Annotated in this window: 9 protein-coding genes; 4 read left to right on the top strand and 5 right to left on the bottom strand. The window is 70.1% G+C overall.

Features of this window, described 5'->3' with window-relative positions; all coding sequences use genetic code 11:
- Positions 1 to 49: 49 nt before the first annotated feature.
- Positions 50 to 3,793 (top strand): translocation/assembly module TamB domain-containing protein, encoded by a 3,744-nt coding sequence (locus ACZ5Z2_RS13605; protein ID WP_464759129.1) that lies wholly within the window; start codon positions 50 to 52, stop codon positions 3,791 to 3,793.
- Between the two features lie 9 nt (positions 3,794 to 3,802).
- Here the strand turns inward: ACZ5Z2_RS13605 and ACZ5Z2_RS13610 are convergent, their stop codons facing one another.
- Positions 3,803 to 5,062, bottom strand: a complete 1,260-nt coding sequence (locus ACZ5Z2_RS13610; RefSeq protein ID WP_464759130.1) for a Fic family protein — start codon at positions 5,060 to 5,062, stop codon at positions 3,803 to 3,805.
- 238 nt (positions 5,063 to 5,300) lie between these two features.
- Here ACZ5Z2_RS13610 and ACZ5Z2_RS13615 point away from each other — a divergent pair, with 238 nt between their 5' ends.
- The 3 genes from ACZ5Z2_RS13615 to ACZ5Z2_RS13625 all read left to right on the top strand — a co-directional run bounded on the left by ACZ5Z2_RS13615 (position 5,301) and on the right by ACZ5Z2_RS13625 (position 12,192).
- The gene (locus tag ACZ5Z2_RS13615) at positions 5,301 to 7,367 is read left to right on the top strand and encodes a M13 family metallopeptidase (protein ID WP_464759131.1); all 2,067 of its coding nucleotides are present in this window, start codon (positions 5,301 to 5,303) and stop codon (positions 7,365 to 7,367) included.
- 65 nt (positions 7,368 to 7,432) lie between these two features.
- The gene (locus tag ACZ5Z2_RS13620; protein WP_464759132.1) at positions 7,433 to 9,055 is read left to right on the top strand and encodes a sulfotransferase family protein; all 1,623 of its coding nucleotides are present in this window, start codon (positions 7,433 to 7,435) and stop codon (positions 9,053 to 9,055) included.
- 101 nt (positions 9,056 to 9,156) lie between these two features.
- Positions 9,157 to 12,192 (top strand): ligand-binding sensor domain-containing diguanylate cyclase, encoded by a 3,036-nt coding sequence (locus ACZ5Z2_RS13625; protein WP_464759133.1) that lies wholly within the window; start codon positions 9,157 to 9,159, stop codon positions 12,190 to 12,192.
- Positions 12,193 to 12,204: 12 nt separating this feature from the next.
- Here ACZ5Z2_RS13625 and ACZ5Z2_RS13630 read toward each other — a convergent pair whose 3' ends face one another.
- The 4 genes from ACZ5Z2_RS13630 to ACZ5Z2_RS13645 are packed head-to-tail and all read right to left on the bottom strand — an operon-like array spanning position 12,205 to position 15,980.
- Positions 12,205 to 12,864: a class I SAM-dependent methyltransferase gene (locus ACZ5Z2_RS13630; RefSeq protein ID WP_464759134.1), complete on the bottom strand. Its 660-nt coding sequence runs from the start codon at positions 12,862 to 12,864 to the stop codon at positions 12,205 to 12,207.
- Complete coding sequence (gene murD, locus ACZ5Z2_RS13635; RefSeq protein WP_464759135.1) at positions 12,845 to 14,200, bottom strand: UDP-N-acetylmuramoyl-L-alanine--D-glutamate ligase; 1,356 nt, start codon at positions 14,198 to 14,200, stop codon at positions 12,845 to 12,847. Before murD ends, ACZ5Z2_RS13630 begins: the two co-directional genes overlap by 20 nt.
- Positions 14,200 to 15,582, bottom strand: a complete 1,383-nt coding sequence (gene murL, locus ACZ5Z2_RS13640) for a UDP-N-acetyl-alpha-D-muramoyl-L-alanyl-L-glutamate epimerase (RefSeq protein WP_464759137.1) — start codon at positions 15,580 to 15,582, stop codon at positions 14,200 to 14,202. The genes murD and murL overlap by 1 nt, the downstream gene beginning before the upstream one ends.
- Positions 15,579 to 15,980, bottom strand: a complete 402-nt coding sequence (locus ACZ5Z2_RS13645) for an endonuclease domain-containing protein (protein ID WP_464759138.1) — start codon at positions 15,978 to 15,980, stop codon at positions 15,579 to 15,581. Before ACZ5Z2_RS13645 ends, murL begins: the two co-directional genes overlap by 4 nt.
- Positions 15,981 to 16,024: the final 44 nt, after the last annotated feature.

The raw sequence follows: 16,024 nt of genomic DNA on the forward strand, positions 1-16,024 counted from the left end.
TGCACGCCACGGGCAACAGCAACACGGCCATCAGGAGACCTCCCGCAACATGAAGTGGCTGAAGCGCATCGGTATCGCGTTCGCGGCCCTGCTGCTGGTGCTGGCGGCCACCCTGTGGTGGCTGCTCGGCACCGCCGCCGGCCTGCGCTTCGCATTGGCACGCGCGCAATCGGCCACGCACGGCGCGCTGCAGTGGAAACAGGCGCAAGGCACTCTGATCGGCCCGCTGCAGCTAGCCGGGCTGCGCTACGACGACGGCCAGGGCACCGTGGTCGACGTGGCGCGCGCGCACCTCGACCTGCGCTTCTGGCCGCTGCTGGCGCGCCGCGTGCACGTGCTCGATCTCGACGTCGAAGGCGTGACGGTGGCGCTGCCGAAAAGCGATGGCAACAACGAAAGCTCCGGCAGCTTCCCGCTGCAGCCGCCCATCGACCTGCTGCTGGATCGCGCCCATGTCGGCACGGTGCAGGTGAGCCAGGCCGGCCAGCCCGTGTTCGCTTCCGACAGCCTCGATCTCGCAGGGAGCTGGACGAAGGCGGGCATCGCCATCGACAGCCTGAAGCTGCGCGCGCCGGATGGGCACGTCGATCTGGAAGGCCGGCTCGCCCTCGCAAGCGGGCAGCGCGGCAGCGGCAAGGCGGGCTTCGCATGGCAATTGGGCGACATCCGCTATGCCGGCCAGGTCACCGCCAACGGCGATGGCAAGCGGGCGCAACTGGATCTGCAGCTCGCGCAACCCATGGTGGCGCACCTGCAACTCGACCTGGGCCAGAACGCCAATCACGACTGGAAGGCTTCGCTGGTCGCTCCACGTTTCGATCCCAGGCCGCTGCTTGGCGACAGTGCGCTGACATCCGTGGCGCTGTCCGTGCAAGGCCATGGCGACCGCCACGGCGGCGAACTCGACGGCGCGCTGGATCTGAACCAATACCGCGTCCTGCTGCAGCCGTTGCGCGCAGGCATCAGCGACGACGGCAAGACGCTCACGCTGCAGCAACTCGCGCTGACCTCGCAGCAGATCAAAGGCACGCTGTCCGCCAGCGGCAAGCTGCAACTCGACGCCAAGCCGCTGGGCGGCCAGCTGGCGATCCAGTGGAGCGACCTGCGACTGCCCGCCGGGCTGGTCGGCCAGCCGCTGGCCAGCACGGGAAAACTCGAAGCGAACGGCAATGCCGAACGCTTCCACGCCAGCGGCGACCTCGCCATCGGCCCGCCCGGCAAGCCCGCGCAGCTGACGCTGAACCTCGACGGCACGCCACAGGCCATCGCCCTGCACTCGCTCTCCTTGCAGCAGGCGCAGGGCCAGTTGCGGGCACAGGGTGCGCTGCAGCTGCAACCGGCCCTTGGCTGGCAGCTCGACGTCACCGCCAAGCGCTTCGATCCCGGCCAGTTGTTCGCGGGCTGGAACGGCGCGCTGGATTTCGCGCTGGCAAGCACGGGCACGCTGGCGAAGGCCGGCGCCGACGCCACGCTGGAACTCCGGCAGCTCGCCGGGCGCCTGCGCGACCGCAGCGTCGGCGGCGAGGCGAAGCTGCACCTGGCGCCGAACCGGGTGATCGACGGCCAGCTCAAGCTGTCCTCCGGCGGCAGCACGGTGCAACTCGATGCCAGGCCGGGCCAGAGCAACGACGCCAGCCTCAGGCTCGCCATCGCCTCGCTGGGCGACTGGCTGCCCGATGCCGGCGGACGTCTGGACGGCCAGTTCGCCATCCGCGGCCTGTGGCCGAAGCTATCCGTCAACGGCCACCTGGACGGCAGCGCGCTGGCCTGGCAACAGCAGCGCGTGGACACGCTGCAGCTCGTCGCCGGCATTCCCGACATCGGCCACCCTGCAGGCAAGCTGGAACTCACCACGGGCGGCGCGCACCTCGGCGGCCTCGCGTTCCAGCGCATCCACCTGCTGGCCGAAGGCAGCCAGGGCGACCACCGGCTGGCGCTGGAGGCGCGCGGCAGCCAGGTTTCCGGCGCGCTGGCCCTGCATGGCGCGCTGAAGGACGGCGCATGGAACGGCACGCTGTCCACGCTGAACATCGAGCCGCAGGGCCTGCCCGGCTGGCGCCTGCAGCAGGCCAGCGCGCTGGCCTGGCGCGACGGCGCCTTCAGCCTGTCCGAACTGTGCCTCACGGCGGGCGATCCGCAACTGTGCGCGAGCGCGAAGCAGGACAAGGCCGGCAACCTCGACGCCAGCTACCGGCTGCGCGCGTTGCCGCTGGCGCTGCTGCTCAATGCCGCCGGCGAATCCGACCTGCCGCTGCGCGTGGACGGCAACCTGCAAGGCGACGGAAAGCTGCATCGCAGCGCCGCCGGCGCACTCAGCGGGCACGCCAGCGTCGGTTCCGCGCGCGGCAGCATCACCTGGATCGAACACGCCGACGCGCCACTGCTGAGCTACGACGACTTCGCGCTGAACGCCGACCTCGGCGCCAGCCGCCAGCATTTCAGCGTGCGCGCCGGACTCGACCACGGCGGACGTCTGGACGGCCAGATGAACCTGACCGGCAAGCAGCAGGCGCTGGACGGCCGGCTCGACCTGCGGCTGGGCAACCTCGCCTTCGTGGAGCTGCTGACCAGCACGCTGGCCAACGTGCGCGGCCAGGCCAGCGGCAGCTTCCGCCTCGGCGGCACGCTGGCGCAACCCGCCGTCAGCGGCGACGCCACGCTGGGCGACTTCGCCGCCGAGGTGCCCGCCGCCGGGCTGAAGCTCGCGCAAGGGCAACTGACGGTGCACGCTATCGACATGCACAGCCTGCGCGTCGACGGCAGCGTGCAATCCGGCGCAGGCACGCTCACCGTGGCCGGCGTCGCCGGGTTCGGCGGCGACGTCGCCACCGACATCGCGATCAAGGGCAGCCGGTTCACCGCCGCCGACATCCCCGCCGCCAAGGTCGCGATCTCGCCCGACCTGCGCCTGCAGCGCAACGCGCAGGGGCTGGATCTCGGCGGCTCGGTGCTGCTGGACAGCGCCGACGTGAACCTCGACAGGCTGCCTGGCGCGGGCGCCAGCAAGGCCTCGCCCGACGTGGTGGTGATCGACCGTCCGCAGCCCGAAGCGGGCGCGCCGCTGCCGTTCACCGCCACGGTGAAGGTGGATCTGGGCCACAAGACGCACCTCGCCGGCATGGGCCTGAACGGCCGCCTCGGCGGCGCGCTCACGGTGAACGAGCGTCCCGGCCGCGCCACCACCGGCCAGGGCCAGGTCACGGTGAGCGGCACCTACAAGGCCTACGGCCAGAACCTGGCGATCCAGCGCGGCAAGCTGCTGTTCGCCAGCACGCCGATCGACAACCCCGGCCTGGACATCCGCGCGATCCGCAAGCTCAACCCCAACGCCACCATCGACGAAGGCCAGGAAGTGGGCCTGCAGATCTCCGGCACCGCGCAGCGGCCGGTGCTCACGGTGTTCTCCAATCCGCTGATGGAGCAGTCCGACGCGCTCTCCTACCTCGTCACCGGCAAGCCGCTGTCGCAGGTGAAGGGCGGCGAAGGCGACATGCTGGGCGCCGCCGCACAGGCGCTGGGCTCGGCGGCGGGCAACCTGCTGGCCAAGAGCATCGGCGCGAAGATCGGCGTGGACGACATCGGCGTCTCCAGCAACGAGGCGCTGGGCGGCAACTCCGCGTTCACCGTGGGCAAGTACCTCTCGCCGCGGCTCTATCTCAGCTACGGCGTGGGCCTGTTCGAGCCCGGCGAAGTGGTCACCCTGCGCTACCGGCTCAGCCACCGCTGGAATTTCGAGGCGCAGAGCGCCACCGACTTCAACCGCGCGAGTTTCAACTACCGCCTGGAGAGGTGAAGCGGGGTTTCAGCCCCGCAGCCGCCTGTCCAGTCCGGCGCGCGCCACGAACACGAAAGCCTTGCCCTGCCGCTGCTGCTCCATGAGTCCGGCCTCGGCCAACTCGAGCAGGTCGGTGCGCGCCGTCTGGTAGGCAACGTCGTGCGCACGCCGGTGCAGCTCGATGGTGAAGGCCTTGTCCGGATGCTTCAGCGCATTGAGCAGCAACTCGCGTTGCCGATGATTGAGCCGCCGTGCCAATGCACTGCCGGGTTTGAGCAGCGTCGCCGCGGCAGCCTGCTCGCGCTGCTTGCGCTCGATATAGCCATGCACGCCCTTGATCGCCTCCAGCAGTACGTCAAGCTGGTGCGACACGAAGTAGGTGGTATCGCCCTCGTCGGTTTCCGTATGCAGGTAAGCGCGCATGTACTGCGCCGGCGCCTTGCGCAGGATGCTGGAGATGGACAGGTACTCCGTCATCCAGAATCCCGCGCGCAACATCGACCAGTAGAACAGCGTGCGTGCGGTGCGCCCGTTGCCATCGACGAAGGGATGGTCGTAGCCGAGCTGGAAGTGGATCAGGATGGCGCGCACCACTGGGTGGATGAAATGCTCGCCGTCGTCCGGCTGGTTGGCGAAATCGCACAACGCCTGCAGGCGCGCGGGCAATTCGCTGGCCGGCGGCGGCACATGCAGCACGCGGCCGGTTTCGTCCTCGATCACGATGTCCTCGTCCTTGCGCCGCAGGCGTCCCGCCTTGCCTGCATCCAGCGTGCCGTCGGTGAGCACGCGCTGCATCTCGAAGATCGCCGCGGGCGTGAGCGGCCGCTCGCGCCAGGACTTCAGTTCGCGCATGGCGACGAAGTTGTTGTAGATCATCCGCTCGCCGTAGTCGCGCGGCTGCCGGCCGCTACGGAGCATTTCCTTGGCCGCCTGGGTAGTGGTGGCGGCGCCTTCCAGTTGCGAGGAGGTCATGGCCTCCTCCATCAACGAGCGCAACAGATAACGTTCGCGCATGGCGTCGGACGGCACGCTGTCCTGCCCGCGCAGTGCGCCCGCCGCATCGCGCGCCACCAGGAACAGGCGCCGCTGCAGGCTGTCGCTGGGCACGAAGGCAAACGGTTGGCCGAACTTGTCGCACAACGGCAACTCTCGCCGCAGCGGCAAACGTGCCAGCTTGATCCCGAACCACCACTGCTCCGCTTCCAGTCCGGCCGGCGGCTCAAGATGCCGCAACTGATCCCAATGCAGGTACTGGCCGCGCCATTCCGCACCGAGTCGATGCGACATGACGGCACCCAACTCAGCGGCATTCCGGCTGTACAGATCCCTCCAGGGAATCGGATTCATCGGCAGCTTCATCGCGCACCTGTCAATTTGCTACTGAAATCTAATTAATTAGTAGTAAGTTGACAACACGCCCTGTGCGCCCGTTCCCGCCGACAAGACCCGCCATGGCCCATTGGTCATGCTCGCACCGGCTGCGGCACGCACTATCGTTGACAACCCCACTTCAATGGACAAGCCCATGCAACGCACCCGATGGATCCTGGCGGCGGCCATCGCCGCCGCGCTTTGCGGCACGCCCGCCCTTGCCGCCTCGCCTGCCGCGCACGGCCCCGACATCGGCATCGACCTCGCCGGCATCGACCACGCGGTGCATCCGGGCGACAACTTCTTCGACTACGCCAACGGCGGCTGGCTGAAGACCGCGAAGATCCCCGCCGACCGCTCCAGCACCGGCACCTTCCTCAAGATCTTCGAGCTGACCGAGCAGCACACCGCCGACCTCATCAAGAACGCCGGCGCCAGCCATCCCGCCGCGGGCAGCAACGCGCGCAGGATCGCCGACTACTACGCCGCCTACATGGACGAGGCCGCGATCGCGAAGCACGGCCTGGCGCCGCTGAAGCCGCAGCTCTCCGCCATCGACGCCATCGCCAGCAAGGACGACCTCGCCCGCGTGCTGGGCAGCCGCCTGCGCGCCGACGTGGATCCGATCAACGCCACCAACTTCCACACCCAGAACCTGTTCGGCCTGTTCGTGACGCAGGGCCTGGAAGACCCCGACCACGCCGTGGCCTACCTGCTGCAGGGTGGCCTGGCCATGCCCAGCCGCGACTACTACCTGTCCGACGACCCGCACATGGCGGCGTTCCGCACCCAGTACCGCGCCTACGTGGCGGCGCTGCTGAAGCAGGCCGGCATCGCCGACGCGGACGCGCAGGCGGACACCGTGCTCGCGCTGGAGACGAAGATCGCCAAGGCTCAGGAAAGCCTGATCGACAGCCAGGACGTGCACAAGGCGAACAACCTGTGGACGATGGCCGACTTCGCCAGGAAAGCGCCGGGCCTCGACTGGGCCGCCTACTTCAAGGCCGCCGGCCTGGACGGCCAGAAGCGGATCGACGTGTGGCAGCCCAGCGCCACCACCGGCCTCGCCGCGCTGGTGTCCAGCGAGCCGCTGTCCGCGTGGAAGACCCTGCTCACCTTCCACACGCTCAACGCCGCCGCGCCGCTGCTGCCGAAGGCCTATGCCGACCTCAGCTTCGGCTTCTACGGCCGCACCCTGCAAGGCACCCCGCAGCAGCAACCGCGCTGGAAGCGCGCGGTGGGCGCCACCAATGCCGACCTCGGCGACGCGGTGGGCCAGCTCTACGTGCAGAAGTATTTCCCCGCTTCGTCCAAGGCCGAGGTGCAGCAACTGGTGAAGAACCTGATCGCCGCCTTCGACGAGCGCATCGACACGCTGGGCTGGATGACCCCGGCCACGCGCGCCAAGGCCAAGGAGAAGCTGGTCACGCTGAAGGTGGGCGTGGGCTATCCCGAGCATTGGCGCAACTATTCCACGCTCGAGGTCAGCGCCGACGATCCGCTGGGCAACCACCTGCGCGCGGTGAAGCACGAGTACGAGCACCAGCTCGCCAAGCTCGGCCAGCCGGTGGATCGCGGCGAGTGGTGGATGACCCCGCAGACGGTGAACGCGGTGAACCTGCCGCTGCAGAACGCGCTGAACTTCCCCGCCGCGATCCTGCAGGCGCCGTTCTTCGACCCGAAGGCCGACGCCGCCGCCAACTACGGCGCGATCGGCTCCATCATCGGCCACGAGATCAGCCACAGCTTCGACAACACCGGCGCCGACTTCGACGCGCAGGGCAAGATGGAAAACTGGTGGACGCCGTCCGACGAGGCGCACTTCAAGAGCGCCACCGAACAACTGGCCAAGCAGTTCGACCAGTACGAGGCCCTGCCCGGCCTGCACGTCAACGGCGAGCAGACGCTGGGCGAGGACATCGCCGACGTCTCCGGCCTCACCATCGCCTACCTCGCCTACCACAAGTCGCTGGGCGGCAAGCCCGCGCCGGTGATCGACGGCCTGACCGGCGACCAGCGCTTCTTCCTCGCCTTCGGCCAGGCCTGGCGCTCGAAGATCCGCGACGCCGCCCAGCGCCAGCGCCTCGCCACCGACGTGCACGCGCCCGCCGAGTTCCGCGCGCTCACCGTGCGCAACCTCGACGCGTGGTATCCGGCGTTCAACGTGCAGCCGGGCCAGAAGCTGTACCTCGCGCCGGATCAGCGCGTGAAGATCTGGTAGGCCGCGGCAACGGCAACCACGAAGAGCCGCGTCCGCAAGGGCGCGGCTCTTCCATAATGGGCGCCATGGACAGCACAAGCCGAACCCCGCCCGCCCTGCGCCAACTGCTGGACGCCGCCCGCCAGGCCCATGCCCGCGGCGACCACGCGCAAGCCGGCCAGCTCGCCGTGCAGGCCGTGCAGATGGACGCCCACTGCGCCGAGGCGCACCATCTGGCCGGGCTGGCCTGCATGGAAACCGGGCAACTGGGCCGCGCGCTGGAACACCTGAACCGCGCCGCTGCAATCGAATCCGAGAACGCCGAATACACCACGCACTTCGCGCAGGCATTGGCGGCGGCGGGTCGCCACGGCCATGCCTTGCAGGTCGCCAACATCGCCTACGCACTGACGCCGGCCGACCCGCTGACGCTGGACGCGCTGGGCGGCGTCTACATGCAATGCAACGTGCACGAGCGCGCCCACGCGCTGTTCCGCAAGGCCGTGGCCCGGCTGCCGGACGACGGGCGCTGCCGCTTCAACCTCGCCCTGACCAGCACCTTCACCGGCGACCTCGCGAAGGCGGAAGCGCAGTTCGACGCCTGCATCGACCTCGCGCCGGATCACTGGGTGGCCTACGGGCTGCGCTCCCGCCTGCGCCGGCAAACCGCCGACGACAACCACGTCGATGCCCTGCGCGCGCTGCTGGCCGCGTACCCCGGCGACCTCGACGCGCAGATCCATCTCAACGGCGCGCTCGGCAAGGAATACGAAGACCTCGGCGACTACGCCGCCTCCTTCGAGCACATGCGCCGGGGCAAGGCCGCCGCACGCACGCGCGTGGACTACCAGCCCGAGCAGGATCGCGCGCTGGTCGACGCGCTGATCGCGGCGTTCCCGGACACCGTGTCGACCGATGGCGGCTACGGCAGCGACGAGCCCATCTTCGTGGTGGGCATGCCGCGCTCCGGCACCACCCTGGTGGAGCGCATCCTGTCCAGCCACCCGGAGGTGCATTCCGCCGGCGAGCTGGCGGAGTTCGGCGCGCAGGTGTGCCGCCTCGCGCCCGAGGGCGTGCCGGCGCGCCTGTGCCCGGAACTGCTCGCGCAGTCGCATCGCTTCGACTGGCACCGGCTGGGCCTGCGCTACGTTGACGGCACGCGCCCGCAGACCGCGCTCAAGCCGCGCTTCATCGACAAGCTGCCGCACAACTATCTCTACCTCGGCCTGATCGCCAGGGCGCTGCCGAACGCGAAGATCGTCTGCCTGCGCCGCCACCCGCTGGACACCTGCCTCAGCAATTTCCGCGAGGCCTTCGCGGAGAATTCCGCCTCGCACGGCTACAGCTTCGACCTGCTCGACATCGGCCGCCACTACATCCAGTTCGACCGCCTGATGGCGCACTGGGACGCCGTGCTGCCGGGACGCGTGCTGCAACTGGATTACGAAACCCTGGTGACCGGGCAGGAAGACGCCACCCGCAGGCTGCTCGCCCACTGCGGCCTGGAATGGCACGACGCCTGCCTCGACTTCCGGCGCAACACCTCCGCCGTCGCCACCGCCAGCACCGCACAGGTGCGCGAAGGCATCCACCATCGCGCCATGGGCCGCTGGGAGAAATTCCGGCCCTGGCTGGGGCCGCTGGAGGAGCTGCTGCGCGAGGCGGGCGTGGACGTGGCGGCGGGCGCGCGCACGAGCACGCCGGCGTAGCGCCAGCCGCCGAGGAGAGGGCGGCGAAGCCGATGCTATCCTGCCTCCACCACGCCAACGGCCATCCTTGGCCACGCATTCGCATGTCTGGATGGGGATTGATGGGGAAGCGACAGGGCTGGCTTGCGCGACTGACCGCGACGGGGCTGCTGGCGCTTGCCATCCCAGCCGCGGCGGACGTGCAGCAGCCGGCCACGCTCGACCTGTTCGACCTCGGCGCGCCGTCGTTCACCATCTTCACCACGCGCGACGGCCTGCCCGATCCTGTCACCGTCGCCACGCAGACCGATCGCCAGGGCGTCACCTGGGTGGGCACGCCGCACGGCCTGGCCTGGTACGACGGCCGGCACTGGCAGGCGCTGGACGATCCCGCGCTGGGCGGCTACATCCAGCAACTGTTCGTGGATGGCGACGGCACGCTGTGGGCCTGCGGCAGCGCCTTCGGCCTGGCGCGCCGGGAGGGCACGCACTGGCACGTGGAAGGCGACGCGGACGGGCTGACCACGCGCAGCGTGCGGCGGCTGGTGGAGACGGATGGCCCGGAGGGCCGGCGCCTGTGGGCGGTGAGTCCCGAGGCCGGACTGTTCTTTCGCGCGCAGGGCCGCTGGCACGCCGCCACGGGCAACGCGCAATTGCCGCACGCCGGCTTCCTCGTGCTGGCGCAGACCCGCGACCTGTTCGGCCATGCGCGGCTGTGGGCCGGCTCGGTGCGGGACGGCCTGTGGTACCGCGAAGGCGACGGCCCCTGGCAGCACTTCGCCATGCCGGGCTTCGACACCGGCCACGGCCTGTCGTACCTGCTCGTCACGCATCGGCACGGCGAAGAGGCGCTGTGGCTGTCGTCCTACGACACCGGCCTCTGGCGCATCGACGAGCACGGCCTGCGCCACTGGAGCCAGGCCTCGGGCGAACTGCCGACCGACATCGTCTACGACATGGCGGAAACACCGCTCCCCGGCGGCGACTCCGCCGTGTGGGCCTCGTCGCGCGACGGCCTGCTGCGCATCTACCACGACCGCGTGCAGGTGTTCGACCGCCGCTACGGCCTGCCGTCGAACGCCGTTCGCGGCGTGCGCGCCTGGCGCAGCCCCAACGGCACCTACGTGCTGTGGGCCGCCACCGAGGACGGGCTGGCGCGCGCGGTAGTGGACGGCGGCGCCTGGAAAACCGTGTCGCTGATGGGCGCGCACCAGACCGGCGTGCTCGGCGTGCTGGTGGATCGCGACGCGCAGGGCAACGAACGCCTGTGGGTGGGCTCCGACGGCGACGGCCTGGGCCTCTACCAGCAAAGCCGCTGGAGCCACTACACCAAGGCCACCGGGCAACTGCCCGGCAACGACGTCAACATGGTCGTGCGCGCCGACGACGCGCAGGGCCGGCCGGCGGTGTGGCTGGGCGTGGACGACGGCCAGCTGCTGCGCGCGGACGACGGCCCCGCGTTCCAGCCGGTGGAGACGCCGTGGCCGAAGACGCCCGGCCAGCGCGTCAACGACGTGCTCGGCCGGCGCATCGACGGCCAGCAGGAGCAATGGTTCGCCACCGACGGCTCCGGCGTGTACCGGCTGCGCGGCGGCAAATGGACGTCTTTCCGTCCATCCGCCGCGGTCGGAACCTGGTCGGTTCAGAAGCTGCTGGCGCAGACCACCGCGCGCGGCGACCGCTGGCTGTGGGCCACCAGCAACCAGGGGCTGGCGCGCTTCGACGGCACGCAATGGTCGCTGTTCGGGCGCGACATCGGCATGCCCGGCACCCGCCTGATCGGCATGCAGCTGATCCCCGACGCGCGCGGCCGCGCCATCCTGTGGCTGGGCAGCCTGCGCCACGGCGCCATCCGCGTGGACATCAGCGACCCGCAGCACCCGCGCACCCTTCCGCCCGACCTGCCGGCGCCGCCCGACCGCACCGTCGACGGCGCGCTGGCCGGCGCCGGCGACCGCATCTACCTGTGCACCGACTCCGGCGTGCAGTTGCTCGTGCCGGACGCGCACGGCTTCCGCTCGCAGGTGTTCACGGTGCGCGACGGCATGGTCAACAACGAGTGCAACCCCAACGCCCAGTTCGTCGACGCGCAGGGCCGCTACTGGGCCGGCACGCTGGGCGGGCTGATCGTGCACGACCCGGCGCCGCGCCAGCCCGACCGCGACGCCAAGCCGCTCATGCTGACCGGCGTGCGCGTGGACGACCAGCCCGTGCGCGGCGAGCCCGTGGTGATACCGCCGGGGCGGCACGATCTGCGCGTCGATTTCGCCCTGCTGTCGTGGCAGCACGAGGGCGAGTCGCGCTTCCGCACCTGGCTGGAAGGCTTCAACGCGAAGCCCGGCCCGTGGACGGCGGACAACTTCCGCGACATCGGCGCGCTGCCGCACGGCCACTACGTGCTGCACGTCGAAGGCCGCGACTACGCCGGCAACCTCAGCCAGCCCATCCTGCTGCCCATCGTGGCGACGCCGCACTGGTGGCAACAGCCGTGGGCGCGCGCGCTGTTCGCCGCGCTGGCGTTCGCCGCGTTCTACGGACTGGTGCGCTGGCGCACGCTGGCGCTGCGCCGGCGGCAGCGCGCGCTGGAGCGGCGCATCGACGCCCGCACCGAAGAACTCAACAAGGCCAACCGGCAGCTGCAGGAACAGGCCCGCCGCGACGGGCTGACCGGCCTGTTCAACCGGCGCTGGCTGATGGAGGCGCTGCAGCCCGGCGCCGAAGGGATGCGCGGGCAGCGCAGCGTGCTGGCCGCGCTGGTCTTCATCGACGTGGACGACTTCAAGACCTACAACGACCACTACGGCCATCTCGCCGGCGACCGCGCGCTGCGCGCCGTGGCCGAAACCATGCTGAAGTTCGCGCCCGCCGACGCCATCGTCGCCCGCTACGGCGGCGAGGAATTCGCCTGCCTGCTGTTCAACACCGAGCTGGAGGGCGCCCACGCCGCCGCCGAGCGCATGCGCGTGGCCGTGGCGAACCGCAACGTGGCCGCGCACGGCGAAACCGCGCGCCGCGTCACCATCAGCGCCGGCGTGGCCTGCCAACAGCTGGCGCCGGAAGACGACGCGGAGGATCTGCTGCGCGAGGCCGACGAGGCGCTGTACGCCGCCAAGCGCGCCGGCCGCAACTGCGTGCGCGACGCCGCGCACGAGCTGTGACCGCGCAATCCTTCAGCATGGCTTGCGCCACAGGCTCACGCGTCGGCCCAGGGTGAGCGGCTCCCAGCCGAAGCGCCGCGCGATCCAGCGCAGCGAGGCTTCCGAGTGGAAGCCCACGTGGGTGGGATCGCGGTGGTAGTGCCAGCGCGGGAAATCCGCCATGGGAACCCGCAGTTCGGTCATCACGCCGAGCAGGCCGCCCGGCAGCAGCATCGCATCGATGCGCGCAAGCTCGCGCAACGGATCGTGCATGTGTTCCAGCACCTCGGTGCAGGCGACGAAGCCGTAGCGCGCGGCGAGCAATGCTTCGTCGGGAGCGAAGAACGGGTCGTAGCCGTGCGTGGGAAAGCCCGCCTCGCCAAGCATCGCAGCCAGCGCCGGCGCCGCGCCGCAGCCGTAGTCGAGGCCGCGCGCGCCGGGCGCGAGCTGCGCGATCAGCGGCCCGGCGAGTTGTGCGAGGAAGCGGCGGTAACCGGGATCGTCGATGCGGTTCTCGTGCGTGCCGTAGTAGGCGCGCTCGGCTTCCGCATCCAGCCAGGTGGCTGGATCGCGGCTGACCAGATCGCACGACGCGCAGTGCCGGTAGGTGCCCGTGGTTTCGCGCCACGCCGCGCCGGTCGCCGCCCCGCACAGCGGGCAGGCAACCGCGGCATCAGCGGATGCCGAGCCCATCGATGCCGAGGCTTTCGACGGCGAAACCGGCCAGCTCCGCGAAGCGGCGGCCGCGTTCGGCGTAGTCCTTGAACTGGTCGAAGCTGGGCGCGCCTGGCGACAGCAGCACCACGCCGCCCGCGGGCGAGACGGTGCGCGCCATCGTCACCGCGTCGGCGAAATCCTCGGCCTCGCCCAACGGCACCGTGGCCCTGGCGGCACGCAGCGCCTGCGCGATGCGCGGGCCGTTGGCGCCCTGCGTGACGATGCGCAGGTCGCTGCGATCCTTCGCGGCACGCACGAAGTCCGACCAGTCCAGCCCGCGGTCGTGGCCGCCCACGATCACCGTGACTTCGCGCCCGGCGAGGCTGTCCAGCGCGGCCAGCGTGGCCAGCGGCGTGGTGCTGATGGAATCGTTGATCCACGCAAGGCCGTCGTGCGTGCCCAGCGGTTGCAGCCGATGCGGCAGCGGGCGGAAATCCGCCAGCACGGGCGCGGCCGTGATCGCGTCATGGCCCAACGCTTCCAGCGCGGCCAGCGCAGCGCAGGCGTTGAGCGCGTTGTGCAGGCCGGGCGCGGCCATCTTCGTGACATCGAACACCGCCCGTTCGCCGCGGCGGATCGCGCCGTCGGCCACGTGCCAGCCTTCCGGCGTGCCGAACACGAGGCGATGCGGATGCGCGGCGGTGCGTTCCAGCAACGACGCCTGCTGGCCGTTGACCAGCAGGGTGCGCGACACGTCGGCGAGCTTGAGCTTGTCGGCCACGTAGCGTTCGCGCGAACCGTGCCAGTCGAGGTGCTCCTCGTACAGGCTGGTGACTACGCCCAGTTCCAGCGCGCCCGCTTCGCCGGTCTGGAAGCTGGAGAGTTCGATCGCCCACAGGTCGGCGGGCTGGCCCTGCAATTCCAGCAGCGGCAGGCCGATGTTGCCGGCCAGCGCGGTGCGCACGCCCAGCGCACGCGCAAGGTGCGCCACGAAGGCGGTGGTGGTGCTCTTGCCCTTGGTGCCGGTGACGGCGATCACGCGTGCGTCCGGGTTCTCCGCGAACCACAGCGCAGTGCCGGAAGTGAACCGCGTGCCCTGCGCCTGCGCGGTGGTCACCGCGGGCTTGTAGGCGGAGATGCCCGGCGACTTCACTACCACGTCGTAGGCGCACAGCGCCACCGAGCCCGGCTCCTGGCCGTAGACGGTGAGCGTGGCGTCGAACGCGCGCGCCGCCTCGGCCTCGTCCTCGCTGCAATACAGCGCCAATGGAAGCTGCGGCAGTTGCGCATGGATGGCGCGGATCGCGGCGCGGCCTTCACGGCCGAAACCCCATACCGCGACGCGCTTGCCCGCCAGCTCGGCAATGCGCATCAGGCGATGGCCTGCAGCGCCGCCTGCAGGCGTGCCGGCACGCGGTGTTCGTCGGAAGGCTCCAGCCACGGCTCCAGCGCGAGCTGTGCCACGTCGAGCTGCGGCAGGATCTCGTCGCGGAAGCGCGCCACCAGCGCGTCCTCCTGCCATTCGGGACGCTGGCTCAGCGCGTACATCGCGGCGCGCGCCTCGGCGCCCTCGCCCACGCACTCGAACGGCTTGTGATCCTGGTATTCCAGCAGCGCGTCGAAGCCGGCGGCCTGCGCCTCATCGTCCAGCAGGTTGCGGCCGAAGATCGCCAGCAGGCGCGGCTTGGGCAGGAACGGCGCCAGCGCGAGGAACACGAAGTGGCACTTCGGGCATTGCCCGCACCAGCGGTCGGCCGGCTTGGGGCCGAGGATGCGGAAGTTGCGGTTGCAGCTGGAGAACGCGTCGAAGTACGGCGTGAGCCTGGCGAAGGCGCGGGTGATCGCCAGCTCGGAATACGGGCGCAGCAGCGAGCAGTAGTCGAGGTCGGCGGCCACGTGCGTGTGCAGCCAGTCGCCCAGCAACTGCTCGAAGGCGTAGCCCTTGCTCCACTGGTGGTTCACCTGCTGGCCTTCGTATTCCAGCGTGGCGGCGGAGGCGGAACGCTCGTTGGCGAAGGCGATGGAGTCGAAACCGTAGAGGATCGCGGCCACCGCGAGGATCGCCGAGTTCACCGCGGTGACAGGGATGTGGCCGTTCCACGCGCCACGCTGGTTCAACTCGAACAGCACCGGCGACAGTTCGCGCTGGATGTTCAGCGCGGGCAGGCCGGTGCGCTCGGCGCAGGCGGCGATCAGCGCGGAGTTGCCCACCCACACGGCGGTGGCTTCACCGGCGACGGACTTGATGGCTTCCACCGCGACGAGGGAATCCTTGCCACCGCCGATGGGGATCAGGGTGCGCTTGGGCAAGCCGAGCGATGGGGCTTGCGGCGAGGCTGGCCCCTCACCCCGACCCTCTCCCCGAAGGGGAGAGGGGGCAGAAGCACGGGGGAACTGGATGCGACCGCGCAAATCGAGCCCGTTGCGGTAGGCAAACTCGGCGAGGCCATGCAGGTAGAGCGCGTCGAGCAGGTCGGCGGTGGCGTCGTCCAGCGGGCCGTCGGCCAGCTCGATCTTCGGCGGCACGCCGGCCTTGTAGTAGCTCACGCCGGCGACCAGGTGCAGCAGCTTCAGTGCGGCGTCGAAGGCCGCCTGGCGCCCGGCCGGCAGCGCTGGGGCGTTCGGGAAACGGATGCGCTCCACCATGGGCTCGCCGTCGTCGAAGGCATAGGCCAGCTCGGCCACACCGTCGGCGTAGCGCGCGTGCAGGAAGCGGAACACCTGGGTCAGGCGCGGTTGGATGATTGTCGTCACTCGTCAGTCTCCGCGGCATGCTCCCTCTCCCCTCCGGGGAGAGGGTTGGGGTGAGGGGCCGGGCTTGCCAAAGCCTCCAGGATCACCTCAAGCACGCCCTCGATATTCGTCAGTACGTCATTGTCCCAGAAACGCAGCACGCGGTAGCCCATGGTTTCCAGTTTGCGCGTGCGTATTCCGTCGTATGCCAGCTGTTCGCCATGCTGCCCACCGTCCAGTTCCACGACCAGGCCAGCATCCGGACAGGCAAAGTCGGCGATGTAACGGTCGATCTCGTGCTGGCGGCGGAATTTCCAGCCTTGCAGTTGGCGGTTGCGCAGGTGGTGCCAGAGTTTTTGTTCGGCGTCGGTTTGTCTGACCCTCAGGCGTCGTGCTCGATCCACGTGCATGCGTTTCATCCTTGAAACCTCGCTCTGTTGCCATGATGTCGCGAGCACCCGCC

The organism is Rhodanobacter sp. G1 (assembly GCF_055397855.1).